Raw genomic sequence first — 13860 nt, forward strand, 5'->3', positions numbered from 1 at the left:
TGCCAAAGCCGACGGGCTGGTTGGCTAAAGCGCCCTGCGACTGGTCAGGGGATGAGCACGACCTTGCCGGTGGTGGCTCGGGTTTCCAGGGACTTGTGGGCGGCTGCGGCTTCGGAGAGGGGGAAGGTTGTGGTGAGGGCCTTCCAGCGGCCGGTGGTCGTTTCTTCCAGGGCTGCGGATTCCAGGGCTCGGAGTTGGCGGGTCAGTTTGGCGCCGAGGGCCCAGCCGGCGGTGAGGGAGCGGGTCATCAGGTCTTCGTGGGTGAACTCGATGGGGCCGCCGCCGGACCAGCCGAACATCAGGGCTCGGCCGCCGGTGCCGAGGAGGTTGAAGGCTTGCTGGCCGCTGGGGCCGCCGACGCCGTCGAGCAGGAGGGTGATCTCGCGGTCGCCGAGCTCGGACTTCAGTGTTGTGGCCCAGTCCGGGTCGCGGTAGTCGATGGCGTACTGCGCCCCGAGCGAACGGACCGTTTCCACCTTCGACGGGCCGCCGGCCAGGCCGATCGCCACCGCGCCGGCGTTCCGCGCGGACTGGATCAAGTAGCTGCCGATTCCGCCCGCTGCGGAGGTGACGAGTACGACGTCGTCGGCGGTGAGATGTGCCTGCTTGAGGATTCCGGCGGTGGTCCGGCCGGTGCCGATCGCGGCGACCGCCTGGGCGGCATCGACGTGGTCCGCCAGCTCGTACAGTGACTCGACCTTCGCCACCGCGCGTTCGGCGTACCCGCCCGGCACCATCCCGAGATGGACCACGACCCGCTTGCCGATCCACGACGGGTCGACGTCGGGGCCGACCGCGCTGACCCGGCCCGCGACCTCGCGCCCGGGGATGGTCGGCAGGTCGGGCACCGGGATCGGACTGTCGTCGTTCGTGCCGGCGCGGATCATCGTGTCGACGAGATGGACCCCGGCCGCCTCCACCTCGACGAGCACCATGCCGCTGCCCGCAACGGGATCCGGCACCTCCTCGTACACCAGGTTCTCCGCCGGACCGAACGCATGCAATCTGATCGCTTTCACGGTCGTAACGCTAGAACCTCAACAAGGATTGAGGTCAACGTTGCCGCACGAAGTTCTGCAGCCAGCGGCCGCTCTTCTTGACGATGCGTTGCTGGCTTTCGTAGTCGACGTACACGATGCCGAAGCGGCGGCTGTAGCCCCAGGACCATTCGAAGTTGTCCAGGAGTGACCAGGCGAAGTAGCCCTTGAGCGGGAAGCCTTCGGTGACCAGGTCTTGGCAGACGGCGACGTGTTGCCGGAGGTAGTCGAGGCGCCCGTCGTCCTCGACCGCACCGTCCGCGTTCACGAAGTCCGGGTACGCCGACCCGTTCTCGGTCACGTACAACGGCAGGCCCGGCGCCATCTGGTTGATCGTCACGAGGATGTCGCGCAGCCCGCTCGCCTGGATCGGCCAGCCCATCTGGGTGGCCGGGAGACCGGTGTCGACGGCAACGACGTTCTCGCTGCCGGGTTGCGTGGATGCGACCGGCGACGAGATCGGCCCGTCCGGCGCTCCGACGGTGGTCGGGCAGTAGTAGTTGACACCGATGAAGTCGAGCGGCGCCGAGATCACCGCAAGGTCGGCGGACTGCTCAGCGAACCACGCGGTCGTGCCGGTGTCTTCCAGTACGTCGGCCGGGTACGCGCCGGACAGCAACGGCTCCAGGAACAGCCGGTTCCGCAGCCCGTCGATCCGGCGGGCGGCGTCGCGATCAGCAGCGGAGTCGGTCGCGGCGTGGATCGGCGCCGGATTCAACGCGATCCCGTACGAGCCACCGTCCGAGCGGATCGCGTCCAGTGCCAGACCGTGACCGAGCAGCAAGTGATGCACGGCCTTCAACGCCCCGGCGCCCTCGGTCCGCCCCGGCGCGTGCTCGCCGTTGCCGTACCCGAGGAACGCCGAGCACCACGGCTCGTTCAGCGTCATCCAGTGCTTGACCACGTCCGACAGTGCGTCGTGCGTGACGGCGGCGTAGTCGCGGAACCGCTCGGCCGTGTCGCGCACCAGCCAGCCGCCGGCGTCCTCGAGCGGCTGCGGCAGGTCCCAGTGGTAGAGCGTCGCGTACGGCGTGACGCCGTTGGCGAGACACGTCTCGGCGAGCCGCCGGTAGAAGTCCAGTCCGGCGGCGTTCACCGAGCCGGACCCGTCCGGGACGATCCGCGGCCAGGCGATCGAGAAGCGGTACGCGTTCAGCCCGAGGTCCGCCAGCAGCCGGATGTCCTCGGCGAACCGGTGGTAGTGGTCGTCCGCCACGTCACCGTTGGTGCCGTCCGCGATCCGGCCGGGCGTGTGCGCGAACGTGTCCCAGATGCTCGGACCCCGCCCGTCCGCGGCGGCCGCGCCCTCGACCTGGTACGACGCGGTCGCCGCGCCCCACGTGAATCCGCTCGGGAAGCCGTTCGTCACGTCGTCTCCTTCTCCACCCAGTACTGCCTGTTCGGCAGCAGGCTACCTAACCGGTTAAGCAGCTCCTCGGGCAGGTCCGCATCCCGGGCAGCGAGCAGCGCGTCGACGCGGGCCGGCTTGGTGATGCCCACGACCGTGCCGGCGATCCCCGGGTCGTCGATCGAGTGCCGGAGCGCGGCGGTCGCGAGATCGATTCCGTACTCGCCGCACGCCTTGTCCAGCTCCGCCACCGCCTCGAGCAGCGCGGGCGGCGCCTCGCGGTAGGCGTACTTCGTCGCGCCGCGGGGGTTCGCGAGGATCCCGCCGCCGTAGATCGCGGCGTTCACCACCGCGATCCCCTCCGATCGGGCGCGCTCGAAGATCCTGCCGGCGGAGTGGTCGACGAGGCTCCATCGGTTGTGCACGAGCAGTACTTCGAAACCGCCGAGATCGAGGTAGCGGGACAGCTCCCGGGTGTCGCCGCCCGCGAGCCCGACGTGCCCGATCTCCCCGTCGGCACGCAGCTGCATCAAGGTGTCCACCGCATCCCGCATCGCCTCGAAGTCATGGGCCTCCGGATCGTGCAGGTACACCAGCGGCAGATCGTCCAGACCCAGCCGTTCCTTGCTCTCGGCAACACTCGCCCGGACCCGCGCGCCCGAGTAGTCGCCGTCCTTCGCGTCCACCTTCGTCGCGACGAGAAAGCCGGACGGCAGCCCGCCGTACTCCCGGATCGCCTGGCCGATCCGAGTCTCGCTGGCACCGTCGCCGTACCCGTTGGAGGTGTCGATCCAGGTGAGCGGGCTGTCGAACACCCGCAGTACCAGGTCGATCGCCTCCTGGGAGGTGACGTCGTACCCGAACACCGCGGGCATTCCCGCGATGCCGCTGCCGCCCGCACAGACGGCCGAAACGGTCAGACCGGTGGAACCAAGGGGCCGCAGCCAGTTGTCAGTCATGCGCCGGAGCCTACGGCGAACACGTCAGGGCCACACGAGGCTTTCCAGTCCTTGGCCTGGCTTAGGGTGGGGCGCATGGTGGTGCGGTTGAGTGAGCGGACGCCGGTCGTGAGTTCGGATCGGTTGTTGTCGGAGTGTGTGCCGCCGCCGCGGTTCGCGGACGTCAGGTTCAGTACGTATCGCCCGGACCCGGAGGAGCCGTCCCAGGCCGAGGTGCTGACCGTCCTGACCGAACGCGCTGCGCACCTCGCAACGCCCCGACCTGCTCCGGCCCGCTCCCTCTGGTCGCGGTTCCGGCCCTCCCCGGCAGCCCCAGGCAAACCAGGCGTCTATCTGGACGGCGGATTCGGCGTCGGCAAGACTCATCTCCTCGCGTCGCTGTGGCACGAGGCGGCCGGCCCGAAGATGTACTGCACGTTCGTCGAGCTCACCAACCTGGTCGGCGCGCTCGGCCTGCGCACCGCGGTCGACGCGCTCTCGGCGTATCGCCTGATCTGCATCGACGAATTCGAGCTCGACGACCCCGGCGACACGATGCTGATCTCGCGGCTGCTCGGCCAGCTGGTCGAGGCCGGTGTCGAGTTCGCCGCCACGTCCAACACGCTGCCCGACAAGCTCGGCGAGGGCCGGTTCCAGGCCGTCGACTTCCTCCGCGAGATCCAGGGTCTCGCCGCGCGGTTCGACGTACGGCGGGTGGACGGGCCGGACTACCGGCATCGCGGTCTCCCGGTGGCGCCGGACCCGTGGCCGGACGAGAAGGTCGAGCAGGAGGCCGCGGTCCGGGCGAATGCGTCCTGCGACCATTTCGTCGACCTGCACCGGCATCTGGCCGAGCTGCACCCGAGCAAGTACGGCGCATTGCTCGACGGGGTCGAGGCGGTCGCGATCACCGATGTCCGGCCGCTGACCGACGAGAACGTGGCGCTGCGGATCGTGGTGCTGGCCGACCGGATGTACGACCGCAACCTGCCGCTGCTCGCCGGCGGCGTCCCGCTCGACCGGCTGTTCTCGCCCGACATGCTCAAGGGCGGCTACCGCAAGAAGTACCTGCGCGCCCTGTCGAGGTTGATCGCGTTGGCCCGCGCGGCGTGATTCCCTGAGCACATGCGGAAAGTCCGGCTCGGCGCTGCCGTCGTCCTTGCGGTCTTCTTCACCTGGCTGGTCTGGCGGGCGTCGACGGACGACGGCTTCCGCTTCATCTGGAACCGCGACGAAGGCGAGTTCGTCGTGTTCGTCGGCGCGGTCGGTCTGGCGTCCCTGGTGTTGCACGCGACCGGCTTGCAGCCGCGTGGCTTCGCCCAGGGCGGCGGCCGGTGGATGGTCCGCGCGGTCGCGTACATCTGCGGCGCGGTAGCGCTGATGCTGCTCGCGCTGGGCGCCGGGACGGCGTACTACGACGCGACGGACTGCCCGAGTGGTGACAGCGACTGCCTCTCGCTGCTCGGCGGCATGGTGTGGAGTCTCGTCTCGCTCGCGGTCAGTGCCGTCGTGGTCGTCGTGATCGAACTGGTGCTGTGGCGGCGGCGCCGCAATACCGCGGCGAACAGGGCCCGATGAGGCAGGATGACGTCATGGCGAAGCAGAAGAAGGGCCAGAAGGCGGCCGGTGGGGGACTGCGGGAGCAGCTGCGGGTGCCGGTCGGCGAGGTGGACCTGACGACCTACGACACCCGCGCGACGCCGGGGTTCAGCGGCACCAAGGACGACGGCAAGCTCGCGCTGGAGAACCTCGGGGCCGAGGTGTCGGACTGGCAGGAGCGGCTGTTCGCCGAGGGACGTACCGGCGGTGAGCGGAGCGTCCTGCTCGTGCTGCAGGGGATGGACACCTCCGGCAAGGGCGGGGTGATCCGGCACGGCGCGGGGCTGATGGACCCGCAGGGCCTGAAGATCACGTCGTTCAAGGCGCCGACGCCGGCCGAGAAGCGCCGCGGCTTCCTGTGGCGGATCCGGCAGGCGGTGCCGGGCCCGGGGATGATCGGGATCTTCGACCGGTCGCACTACGAGGACGTGCTGATCGCCCGGGTGCGCGAGCTGGTCACGCCGACCGTGTGGACCCGGCGGTACGACCAGATCAACGACTTCGAGGCCGAACTGACCGCGAGCGGCGTGACGATCGTCAAGTGCTACCTGCACATCTCGCCGGAGGAGCAGCGAGTCCGGCTGCAGGCCCGCCTCGACGACCCGACCAAGCACTGGAAGTACAACCCGGGCGACGTCGACGAGCGGAAGCTGTGGCCGGACTACATGGACGCGTACCACGCCGCGATCCAGCGCTGCAACACAGCGGACGCGCCCTGGTACGTCATCCCTAGCGACCGCAAGTGGTACCGCAACTGGGCCGTCACCACGATCCTCCTCGAGACCCTCGCGGAGCTGAACCCGCAATGGCCGGCGGCCGACTTCGACGTCGCCAAGGAGAAGAAGCGGCTCGCGGCGACCTGAATTCAGCCGTCGGGGTCGATGTGGTGACGCCGCAGCAACTCGCGGAGCGCGGCCACCTGCTCGTGGAGGCGCTCGTTCTCGTCCAGGACGGCGTTGAGCTCCGCGAGCAGGTGATGCCGGCGACCGTACGTCGTCCAGGTGTTGCCGGGGTCCTCGGCCAGCATGCCGGCGACGAGCGACTCCGACCGCTGCCGCCAGTTCATCCGCTTCTCGAGCTTGCGGCGGACCTCGTCGGTGCTCTCGGCGAGCTTGGTGATGATCTGCCCGCCGACACCGTCGCCGTCATGGAGGACGCCGAGCAGCAGATGCTCCGGACCGACCTGCTCCGCACCGCGGGCCCGCGCCTCGCCCCAGGCGAACTCGAAGGTGCTCTTGGCGCGCGGCGTGAACGGGATCGCTGCGGCGGACGCCCCGCTGCGGCCGCGGCCGATGATCTCCACGACCAGGTCCCGCACCGCCGGCGCGGTGATCCCCAGATCGGCGAGCACGCGCGCCGCGACGCCCTGCCCCGAGGTGATCAACCCGAGCAGCAGATGCTCGGTTCCGACGTACACGTGGTCGAGGCTGCGCGCCTCCTCCTGGGCCAGCACGATCACGTGCCGCGCCGTTTCGCTGAACTGCTCGTACATCGGATCTCCCCTCCACCAGTCCTGTAGCAGGTCACCGAGGCCGTCGAGCAACTCGAGGTGCAGGTGCTCCTGCAGGTCCTCGGGCGTGACCGGGTGATGCTCGAGCCGGCTGCGGACGAAGGCCGCGGCGTCGTCGCTGCCGGCCTCGCCCGCCGCGATGCGGTCGAGGAACTCGTCCACGTCGGTCACCGGCTCGAGTTGCAGGTCGGCCCGGTTCAGCGACACGAACTGCAGCACGACTGCCACCGCCACGACTCGGTTGGGCCCGTCGAACGGTCGCGCCCGCACCAGCCCGGCGAGCAGTGCCCCCGCCGCCTCGGCCAGGCTGCCGGTCGCGCGTACGTCGTCGAGCACCCGGTCGATCGCGTCGAGGTCCGACCGCCGTACGACGTCGTCGGAGGCGCAGCGCAGCACGCGCGCGGCGACGGCGAGGACGTCGTACCGCCCGAGGTGGCGCATCAGTCGTCTCCGCGCAGCCGGCGTAACGACTGCTCGTGCCGGACGAGGTTCTCCTCGAGCAGCGCGCTGAAGCGGTCATCCTGGCGGCGCTGGTCCACCAGCGCCGCGATCGCCTCGCGCGCCACGTCCGACACCGAGCGACCCTCCACCGCGGCCACGGTCTGCAGCCGCTCGGCGAGCTCCGGGTCGAGCCGCAGCAGGATGTTCTTGGTCGCGTCCTTCGCCATAGCTAGCAAGATATCACGCTATCTATGAAAGGGTGAGCGCATGCGGACGGATGTGGTGGTCGTCGGGTTGGGGGCGTTCGGGTCGGCGGCGTTGTGGCGGCTGGCGGCGCGCGGGGTGGACGTCGTGGGGATCGAGCGGCAGGCGATCGGGCACGCGTTCGGGTCGTCGCACGGGACGACGCGGCTGTTCCGCGTGGCGTGTATGGAGCATCCGGGGCTGACCCCGATCGCGCGGAAATCGCTGGCGTTGTGGACCGAGTTGGGGGAGCGGACCGGGGAGACGTACGTCCGGCAGACCGGTTCCCTGAACGTCGGCTCGCCGACCAGCCGTCCGGTGACCGGTGCCCGGCGGGCCGCGGGCGCGCGGACGACGGATCTCTCGCACGACGAGCTGGCCGAGCGCTTCCCGCAGTACGCACTCGCGGACGACGACGTCGCGGTCTGGGATCCGGACGCGGGGATCTGCTACGCGGAGCCGGCCGTACGAGCACACGTCGCTGAGGCTCAGCGGTTGGGGGCGACCGTCTATCCGCACACGATGGTGACGGCGATCGACGTCCGCCCGGACGGCGTGACGGTGCGGACGCCGACGACCACCGTCACCGCCGAGCAGGTCGTCGTCAGCACCGGCGCCTGGCTGAGCAAGCTCGTCCCGGGGCTGCCGCTGTCACCGCGCCGGACGCCGTTGTTCTGGTTCCAGCCGAAGGATCCGGCCTCGGAGGCGTTCCAGCTGCGGAACTTCCCGTCGTTCATCTGGGAGTTCGCCGACGGCCGCGGGCTGTGGGGGCACGGGTCCGGCGAGGACTTCCTCGTGAAGGTCGGCCTCGACGGCGCGGAGCGGGACCGGGACGTCGACCCCGACGAGCTCGACCGTTACATCCACCCGCGCAAGGACATCGCCGAGCTGTCCGCCGCGATCGCGCAGCACTTCCCGGAGCTCGATCCCGAGCCGGTGAAGGTGATGCCGTGCATGGTCACGGACTCGCCCGACGGGCAGTTCCTGGCCGGGCGGTACGACGAGCGCGTGGTGATCGCCGGCGGCGACAGCGGGCACGGCTTCAAGCATTGCGCCGGCCTCGGCGAGCTCCTGGCCCAGATCACGACGAAGGAGACGCCCTTCACGGACGTCTCCTTCGTCGATCCACACAGGCTCTAGGCGGTCCGGACGAGCTCCGGGCGGGCGATGACCGGGCGCGGGGCCGGCTCGAGGGTGAGCAGGTCCAGGCCGGCCACGCCGTAGCGGAGCAGGACCAGCCTGGCGACCTCGGCGCTCACGCCCAGCGGCGCGGACACGGCGACAGCGCCGGCCCGGCGTGAGGTGGTTTCGGCCTGGTCCGGGAGCACACCGGGCGCGAGGAACAGCGAGCCGACCGCCACGTGGCGGCGACCCTCCAGGCGCCACTGGAGCACCGCCTCGGCGGGCGACGGGGATGCGGCGGCGACGAAGGCGGCGGTCACCGGGAGCTTGTGACGCTGGCCCCACAGCCGCGCGAGGCGGGTCACGCTCGCGTTCGCGTGCGAGTCGCTGGAACCGGCGCAGGCCAGCACCAGCGCGTCCAGCTCCCGCACCCGGCCGTCCTTCAGCTCTGCGCGCATCCGGCGGTCCAGGACGTCGAGCAGCGTGTCGTCGTACCCGAGCACGTCGGAGGCGATGATCCGCAGGTTCGGGAACCGGGTCCGGGCCTCGTCGACGACGGCCGGTACGTCGATCTTGGCGTGGTACGCCGACGACAGCAGCAGCGGGAGGACGACGACCTCCTCGACGCCTTCGGCGGCGAGCTTGCCGATCACCTGGTACGGCGTGGGCGGGCAGTGGTCGAGGAAGGAGGCTTCGATCCGCAGGTCGTCCCGCATCCCGCGCAGGCAGGTGACGAGCGAGTGGACGGTGGCGGCCGAACGCGGGTCGCGGCTGCCGTGGGCGAGGATCACGAGCGCTGGAGCAGTCACAGCAGTTCCCCTTCTTCGTCGTCGATCATGCCGGCTGCGAGTGTCCACCCGTCGTGGGCGTCGATCAGCAGGAACGATCCGGTGATGGCGTTGCTGGAGTACGGATCGGCGGCCAGCGGTGCGGCGACCTTGAGCTGCACCTTGCCGATGTCGTTGAGGCCCAGCTCGGTGGCATCGATGACGCCGAGCGTGTCGAGGTCCAGCGCCCCGGTGATCTTGGTGACGATCGCCTGCGCGGTCGTCGTGGTGTGCTTGATCAGCACTCGGGCTCCGACCGTCAGCGGCCGGTCGGACAGCCAGCTGACGGTGGCGGCCAGTTCCCGGCGGGTGCCGGGGGAGGCCTCGGCGGCCACGATCACCGAGCCGCGGGCGACGTCGATGTCGTCGGCGAGCCGGACGGTGACCGCTTCGCCGGCGACCGCGGACGGCCGCTCGACCACGGCGGTGGTGGTGGCGGTGACGACCGGGCGGTCGATACCGGCGATCGACGTACGGCGGCCCGCGGGCAGCACGATCACCGGGTCGCCGACCGTCACGGTGCCGGAGGCAACGGTGCCGGTGTAGCCGCGGTAGTCGCGGTACTCGTCGTCGGTCTGCGGCCGGATCACGTACTGCACCGGGAACCGCAGCGGCTGCGTCGAGGTGTCGGTGCGGCCTCCGGCGTTCTCGAGCACCTCGAGCAGCGTCGGCCCATCGTACCAGGGGGTCTCCGCGGACCGCTCGACGACGTTGTCGCCGACGAGCGCGGACACCGGGATGGCTTGCAGGTCGGCGATGCCGAGCTGGTCGGCGACCTCGCCGACGTCCTTGGCGATCTTGGTGAACACGGCCTCGTCGTAGCCGACCAGGTCGATCTTGTTGACCGCCAGGACGACGTGCGGGACCCGGAGCAGGCCGGCGACCGCGAGGTGCCGGCGGGTCTGCTCGAGGACGCCGTGCCGGGCGTCGACCAGGATGATGACGACGTCCGCGGTGGAGGCGCCGGTCACGGTGTTGCGGGTGTACTGCACGTGCCCGGGGCAGTCGGCCAGGATGAACGAGCGCTTGTCGGTGGCGAAGTACCGGTAGGCGACGTCGATCGTGATGCCCTGCTCCCGCTCGGCCCGCAGGCCGTCGGTGAGCAGCGCGAAGTCGAAGTCGCCGCCGCGCGCCTCGGACACGGTCCGCACGTGCGCGATCTGGTCGGCGAGGATCGCCTTGCAGTCGTGCAGCAGCCGGCCGACCAGCGTCGACTTCCCGTCGTCGACCGAGCCCGCGGTCGCGAGCCGCAGCAGGGTGCTCATCAGAAGTACCCCTCTCGTTTACGGTCTTCCATCGCGGCCTCGCTGGCCCGGTCGTCGGCGCGGGTGGCGCCGCGTTCGGTGATCTCGCTGGCCGCGACTTCGATCACGACCTCGGCTGCACTGGTCGCGGTGGAGGCCACCGCGCCGGTGCACGACATGTCGCCGACGGTCCGGTACCGAACGATGCGCTTGGCAACAGTCTCGCCGTCGCGGGGCCGCGAGTACGGGCCGACGGCCAGCAGCATGCCGTCGCGCTCGAACACGTCCCGCTCGTGCGCGTAGTAGATGCTCGGCAGCTCGATGCCCTCGCGCTCGATGTAGTTCCAGACGTCGAGCTCGGTCCAGTTCGACAGCGGGAACACCCGGACGTGCTCACCCGGGCGGTGCTTGCCGTTGTACAGCGACCACAGCTCCGGGCGCTGGTTGCGCGGGTCCCACTGCCCGAACTCGTCGCGCAGGCTGAAGATCCGCTCCTTCGCCCGCGCCCGCTCCTCGTCGCGGCGGCCGCCGCCGAAAACAGCGTCGAAGCGGTGCCCGTTGATGGCGTCCAGCAACGGGACCGTCTGCAGCTGGTTCCGGGTGCCGTCGGTGCGCTCGCGCAGCCGGCCGTCGGCGATGTACTCCTCGACGCTCGCGACCTCGAGCCGCAGCCCGAGCTGCCGCACGACCGCGTCGCGGTAGTCGAGTACTTCGGGGAAGTTGTGGCCGGTGTCCACGTGCAGCAACGTGAACGGCACGCCGGCCGGCGAGAACGCCTTCCGCGCCAGGTGCAGCATCACGATCGAGTCCTTGCCGCCGGAGAACAGGATCACCGGCCGCTCGAACTCCGCCGCCACCTCGCGGAACACGAAGATCGACTCGCTCTCGAGAGCGTCCAGCTCAGTCACGGTCGTGCTCATGTGTGCAACCCGCATTCCACCTTGCCGGTGCCCGCCCAGCGGCCGCTGCGCGGGTCCTCACCGGGCGCGACGCGCTGCGTGCACGGCTCGCAGCCGATCGACGGGTAGCCGTCGTACTGCAGCAGGTTCACCAGGACGCCGTTGTCCTGGATGTAGCCGTCCAGGTCCTCCTGCGTCCACGGCGCGATCGGGTTGAGCTTCACCATGTCGCGCTTCTCGTCGTACTCGACGACCGGCGTGTTGGCCCGCGTCGGCGCCTCCTCGCGGCGGATGCCGGTGACCCAGGCCTTGTAGCCGGACAAGTACCGGTTCAGCGGCTCGACCTTGCGCAGCGCGCAGCACTTGTTCGGGTCCCGGTCGTGCAGCTTCTCGCCGTACTCCGCGTCCTGCTCCGCGACCGTCTGCTGCGGGGTCGCGTTGATCAGGTGGATCGGCAGCGTGGCCGCGACCGCGTCCCGGGTCCCGATCGTCTCGGCGAAGTGGTAGCCGGTGTCCAGGAACAGTACGTCGACGCCCGGCGCCGCCTGCGCCGCCAGGTGGGGGAGCGCCCCGTCGGCCATCGAGGCGGTGACGACGAGCTCGTCGCCGAACGTCTCACGTGCCCACGCCAGCACCTCGACCGCCGACGCGTCGGCGAGCCGTTCGTTCGCCTCCTCGGCGATCGTCTTCAAGTCACTCATTCCACCGTCACCCGCAACCCGATCATCTTCAGCTGGAACACCCGTGCACACGGCCGGCACTCCCACGTGCCATGGCCGTCCTCGGAGGGCCTGAGGTCCTCGTCTCCGCAGTACGGGCAGTAGAGGGGCGCCGCACGTTCGCTCATGTCAGCGCCTCCTCGTCCGCTCGGGTGACCCACTGGGCGAAGCGCTCGCCCTCGTTGCGCTCCTTCAGGTAGTTCTGGGTGACACGCTCCACGTAGTCGGTGAGGTCGTCGGCCGTGACCTTGTGGCCGCGGAGCTTGCGGCCGAACCCGGCGTCCAGCCCGAGGCCGCCGCCGAGGTGCACCTGGTAGCCGGGCACCTGGCGGCCGTCGGCATCGAGGACCAGCTGGCCCTTCAGGCCGATGTCCGCGACCTGGATCCGGGCGCACGAGTTCGGGCAGCCGTTGACGTTCACCGTGATCGGTACGTCGAGCTCGGGGATCCGCTCCTCGAGCTCGTTGATCAGCTGCGCGGCCTTCGCCTTGGTCTCGACGATCGCCAGCTTGCAGAACTCGATTCCGGTGCAGGCCATCGTGTTCCGCCGCCATGCCGACGGGTTCGCCTGGTACCCGAGGGCGTCCAGTTCGGCGACGAGCGAGTCGACCTGCGACTCCTCCACGTCCAGCACCAGCAGTTTCTGCTGCGCGGTCGTCCGGATCCGGTTCGACCCGTGCCGCGCGACGACGTCCGCGACCTGCGCCAGCGACGTACCGGAGACCCGGCCGACGACCGGCGCGACGCCGACGAAGTACTTGCCGTCCTTCTGCTTGTGGACGCCGACGTGGTCGCCCTGGACGGCCGGCACCTCGGGCGCCGGGCCGTCGATCAGCTTGCGCTTGAGGTACTTCTCCTCGAGCACCTCGCGGAACTTCTCCACGCCCCAGTCGGCGAGCAGGAACTTCAGCCGGGCGCGGTTGCGCAGCCGGCGGTAGCCGTAGTCGCGGAAGATGCTGGTGACGCCCCACCAGGCCTGCGCGACCTCGTCGCGCGGGATCCAGGTGCCGAGTCGCTGCGCGAGCATCGGGTTCGTCGACAGGCCGCCGCCGACCCACAGGTCGAAGCCCGGGCCGTGCTCGGGGTGCACGACGCCGACGAAGGCGATGTCGTTCACCTCCGGGACGACGTCGTGCGACGGGTGCCCGGTGAGCGCGGTCTTGAACTTGCGCGGCAGGTTCGAGAACTCGTTCGAACCGATATATTTCTCGACGATCTCGTCGATGGCCGGCGTCGGGTCGATGATCTCGTCCGCGGCGATCCCCGCCACCGGACTGGCGATCACCACCCGCGGCACGTCACCGCAGGCCTCGGTCGTGTACAGGCCGACCGCCTCGAGCCGCTGCCAGATCGCCGGCACGTCCTCGATCGCGATCCAGTGCAGCTGGATGTTCTGCCGGTCGGTGATGTCCGCGGTGTCGCGCGCGTACGTCGTGGAGATCTCCGCGATCACCCGGAGCTGCTCGGCGGTCAGCTGGCCGCCCTCGACCCGGACCCGCATCATGAAGTAGCGGTCGTCCAGCTCCTCCGGCTCGAGCGTCGCGGTCTTGCCGCCGTCGATCCCGGGCTTGCGCTGCGTGTACAGACCCCACCAGCGGAACCGGCCGCGCAGGTCGGCGGGGTCGATCGAGTCGAAGCCGCGGTGCGCGTAGACGTTCTCGATCCGGGCCCGGACGTTCAGGCCGTCGTCGTTCTTCTTGTTCTCTTCGTTCTTGTTGAGCGGCTCGCGGTATCCGAGTGCCCACTGACCTTCGCCCTTGCCCTTGCGGGGGCGGGCCGGTTTCCGGGCAGCAGAGGTGACGCCGGCAGTCATCGGGGGGCGTGTCCTTGTCCTCGTGACAGGTGCGAACCTGCGGGCGGCACGATCGAAGCGTCGTCGGTTCGATACGTTCCGCGCGGCGCGCACCCAGCGGTGATCGGGGGTGATCAGGGG

15 protein-coding genes are annotated in these 13860 nt (G+C 70.1%); 4 read left to right on the forward strand and 11 right to left on the reverse strand.

Features of this window, described 5'->3' with window-relative positions; all coding sequences use genetic code 11:
* Positions 1–44: 44 nt before the first annotated feature.
* The 3 genes from ABZX12_RS07490 to ABZX12_RS07500 are packed head-to-tail and all read right to left on the reverse strand — an operon-like array spanning position 45 to position 3344.
* On the reverse strand, positions 45–1019 hold the full coding sequence (locus ABZX12_RS07490) for a zinc-binding dehydrogenase (protein WP_355690756.1): 975 nt from the start codon (positions 1017–1019) through the stop codon (positions 45–47).
* A gap of 34 nt (positions 1020–1053) precedes the next feature.
* Positions 1054–2406, reverse strand: a complete 1353-nt coding sequence (locus ABZX12_RS07495; protein WP_355690758.1) for a GH1 family beta-glucosidase — start codon at positions 2404–2406, stop codon at positions 1054–1056.
* The gene (locus tag ABZX12_RS07500; protein ID WP_355690760.1) at positions 2403–3344 is read right to left on the reverse strand and encodes an aldo/keto reductase; all 942 of its coding nucleotides are present in this window, start codon (positions 3342–3344) and stop codon (positions 2403–2405) included. Before ABZX12_RS07500 ends, ABZX12_RS07495 begins: the two co-directional genes overlap by 4 nt.
* Before the next feature lie 75 nt (positions 3345–3419).
* Here ABZX12_RS07500 and zapE point away from each other — a divergent pair, with 75 nt between their 5' ends.
* The 3 genes from zapE to ABZX12_RS07515 are packed head-to-tail and all read left to right on the forward strand — an operon-like array spanning position 3420 to position 5785.
* On the forward strand, positions 3420–4436 hold the full coding sequence (zapE, locus tag ABZX12_RS07505; RefSeq protein WP_355690762.1) for a cell division protein ZapE: 1017 nt from the start codon (positions 3420–3422) through the stop codon (positions 4434–4436).
* 12 nt (positions 4437–4448) lie between these two features.
* Positions 4449–4901, forward strand: coding sequence for a hypothetical protein (locus ABZX12_RS07510; RefSeq protein ID WP_355690764.1), 453 nt, complete (start codon positions 4449–4451; stop codon positions 4899–4901).
* Between the two features lie 14 nt (positions 4902–4915).
* Positions 4916–5785: a polyphosphate kinase 2 family protein gene (locus tag ABZX12_RS07515; protein ID WP_355690766.1), complete on the forward strand. Its 870-nt coding sequence runs from the start codon at positions 4916–4918 to the stop codon at positions 5783–5785.
* Positions 5786–5787: 2 nt separating this feature from the next.
* On the opposite strand, the gene ABZX12_RS07520 is transcribed toward ABZX12_RS07515, so the two are convergent.
* The gene (locus tag ABZX12_RS07520; protein WP_355690768.1) at positions 5788–6873 is read right to left on the reverse strand and encodes a Clp protease N-terminal domain-containing protein; all 1086 of its coding nucleotides are present in this window, start codon (positions 6871–6873) and stop codon (positions 5788–5790) included.
* Positions 6873–7100 (reverse strand): ribbon-helix-helix protein, CopG family, encoded by a 228-nt coding sequence (locus ABZX12_RS07525; RefSeq protein WP_355690770.1) that lies wholly within the window; start codon positions 7098–7100, stop codon positions 6873–6875. The genes ABZX12_RS07520 and ABZX12_RS07525 overlap by 1 nt, the downstream gene beginning before the upstream one ends.
* A gap of 40 nt (positions 7101–7140) precedes the next feature.
* Here ABZX12_RS07525 and solA point away from each other — a divergent pair, with 40 nt between their 5' ends.
* On the forward strand, positions 7141–8256 hold the full coding sequence (solA, locus tag ABZX12_RS07530; protein ID WP_355690772.1) for an N-methyl-L-tryptophan oxidase: 1116 nt from the start codon (positions 7141–7143) through the stop codon (positions 8254–8256).
* Here the strand turns inward: solA and ABZX12_RS07535 are convergent.
* The 6 genes from ABZX12_RS07535 to ABZX12_RS07560 are packed head-to-tail and all read right to left on the reverse strand — an operon-like array spanning position 8253 to position 13740.
* Complete coding sequence (locus tag ABZX12_RS07535) at positions 8253–9047, reverse strand: sirohydrochlorin chelatase (RefSeq protein ID WP_355690774.1); 795 nt, start codon at positions 9045–9047, stop codon at positions 8253–8255. The two genes, solA and ABZX12_RS07535, sit on opposite strands and share 4 nt — an antisense overlap.
* Positions 9044–10330 carry a GTP-binding protein gene (locus ABZX12_RS07540; protein WP_355690776.1) on the reverse strand — a complete coding sequence of 429 codons (1287 nt, stop codon included), beginning with the start codon at positions 10328–10330 and terminating at the stop codon, positions 9044–9046. Before ABZX12_RS07540 ends, ABZX12_RS07535 begins: the two co-directional genes overlap by 4 nt.
* On the reverse strand, positions 10330–11229 hold the full coding sequence (gene cysD, locus ABZX12_RS07545; RefSeq protein WP_355690778.1) for a sulfate adenylyltransferase subunit CysD: 900 nt from the start codon (positions 11227–11229) through the stop codon (positions 10330–10332). Before cysD ends, ABZX12_RS07540 begins: the two co-directional genes overlap by 1 nt.
* Complete coding sequence (locus tag ABZX12_RS07550; RefSeq protein ID WP_355690780.1) at positions 11226–11909, reverse strand: phosphoadenylyl-sulfate reductase; 684 nt, start codon at positions 11907–11909, stop codon at positions 11226–11228. The genes cysD and ABZX12_RS07550 overlap by 4 nt, the downstream gene beginning before the upstream one ends.
* Complete coding sequence (locus ABZX12_RS07555) at positions 11906–12055, reverse strand: hypothetical protein (RefSeq protein ID WP_355690782.1); 150 nt, start codon at positions 12053–12055, stop codon at positions 11906–11908. Before ABZX12_RS07555 ends, ABZX12_RS07550 begins: the two co-directional genes overlap by 4 nt.
* Positions 12052–13740, reverse strand: coding sequence for a nitrite/sulfite reductase (locus ABZX12_RS07560; protein ID WP_355690784.1), 1689 nt, complete (start codon positions 13738–13740; stop codon positions 12052–12054). Before ABZX12_RS07560 ends, ABZX12_RS07555 begins: the two co-directional genes overlap by 4 nt.
* Positions 13741–13860: the final 120 nt, after the last annotated feature.

Source organism: Kribbella sp. NPDC003505 (genome assembly GCF_040610875.1).
Lineage (GTDB): Bacteria > Actinomycetota > Actinomycetes > Propionibacteriales > Kribbellaceae > Kribbella.

Coding starts and splice junctions, on each gene's coding strand:
- ABZX12_RS07555 (WP_355690782.1), bottom strand. CDS start 12,055: ATGAGCGAACGTGCGGCGCCCCTCTACTGCCCGTACTGCGGAGACGAG.
- ABZX12_RS07525 (WP_355690770.1), bottom strand. CDS start 7,100: ATGGCGAAGGACGCGACCAAGAACATCCTGCTGCGGCTCGACCCGGAG.
- zapE (WP_355690762.1), top strand. CDS start 3,420: ATGGTGGTGCGGTTGAGTGAGCGGACGCCGGTCGTGAGTTCGGATCGG.
- ABZX12_RS07540 (WP_355690776.1), bottom strand. CDS start 10,330: ATGAGCACCCTGCTGCGGCTCGCGACCGCGGGCTCGGTCGACGACGGG.
- ABZX12_RS07510 (WP_355690764.1), top strand. CDS start 4,449: ATGCGGAAAGTCCGGCTCGGCGCTGCCGTCGTCCTTGCGGTCTTCTTC.
- ABZX12_RS07550 (WP_355690780.1), bottom strand. CDS start 11,909: ATGAGTGACTTGAAGACGATCGCCGAGGAGGCGAACGAACGGCTCGCC.
- solA (WP_355690772.1), top strand. CDS start 7,141: ATGCGGACGGATGTGGTGGTCGTCGGGTTGGGGGCGTTCGGGTCGGCG.
- ABZX12_RS07515 (WP_355690766.1), top strand. CDS start 4,916: ATGGCGAAGCAGAAGAAGGGCCAGAAGGCGGCCGGTGGGGGACTGCGG.
- ABZX12_RS07500 (WP_355690760.1), bottom strand. CDS start 3,344: ATGACTGACAACTGGCTGCGGCCCCTTGGTTCCACCGGTCTGACCGTT.
- cysD (WP_355690778.1), bottom strand. CDS start 11,229: ATGAGCACGACCGTGACTGAGCTGGACGCTCTCGAGAGCGAGTCGATC.
- ABZX12_RS07560 (WP_355690784.1), bottom strand. CDS start 13,740: ATGACTGCCGGCGTCACCTCTGCTGCCCGGAAACCGGCCCGCCCCCGC.
- ABZX12_RS07520 (WP_355690768.1), bottom strand. CDS start 6,873: ATGCGCCACCTCGGGCGGTACGACGTCCTCGCCGTCGCCGCGCGCGTG.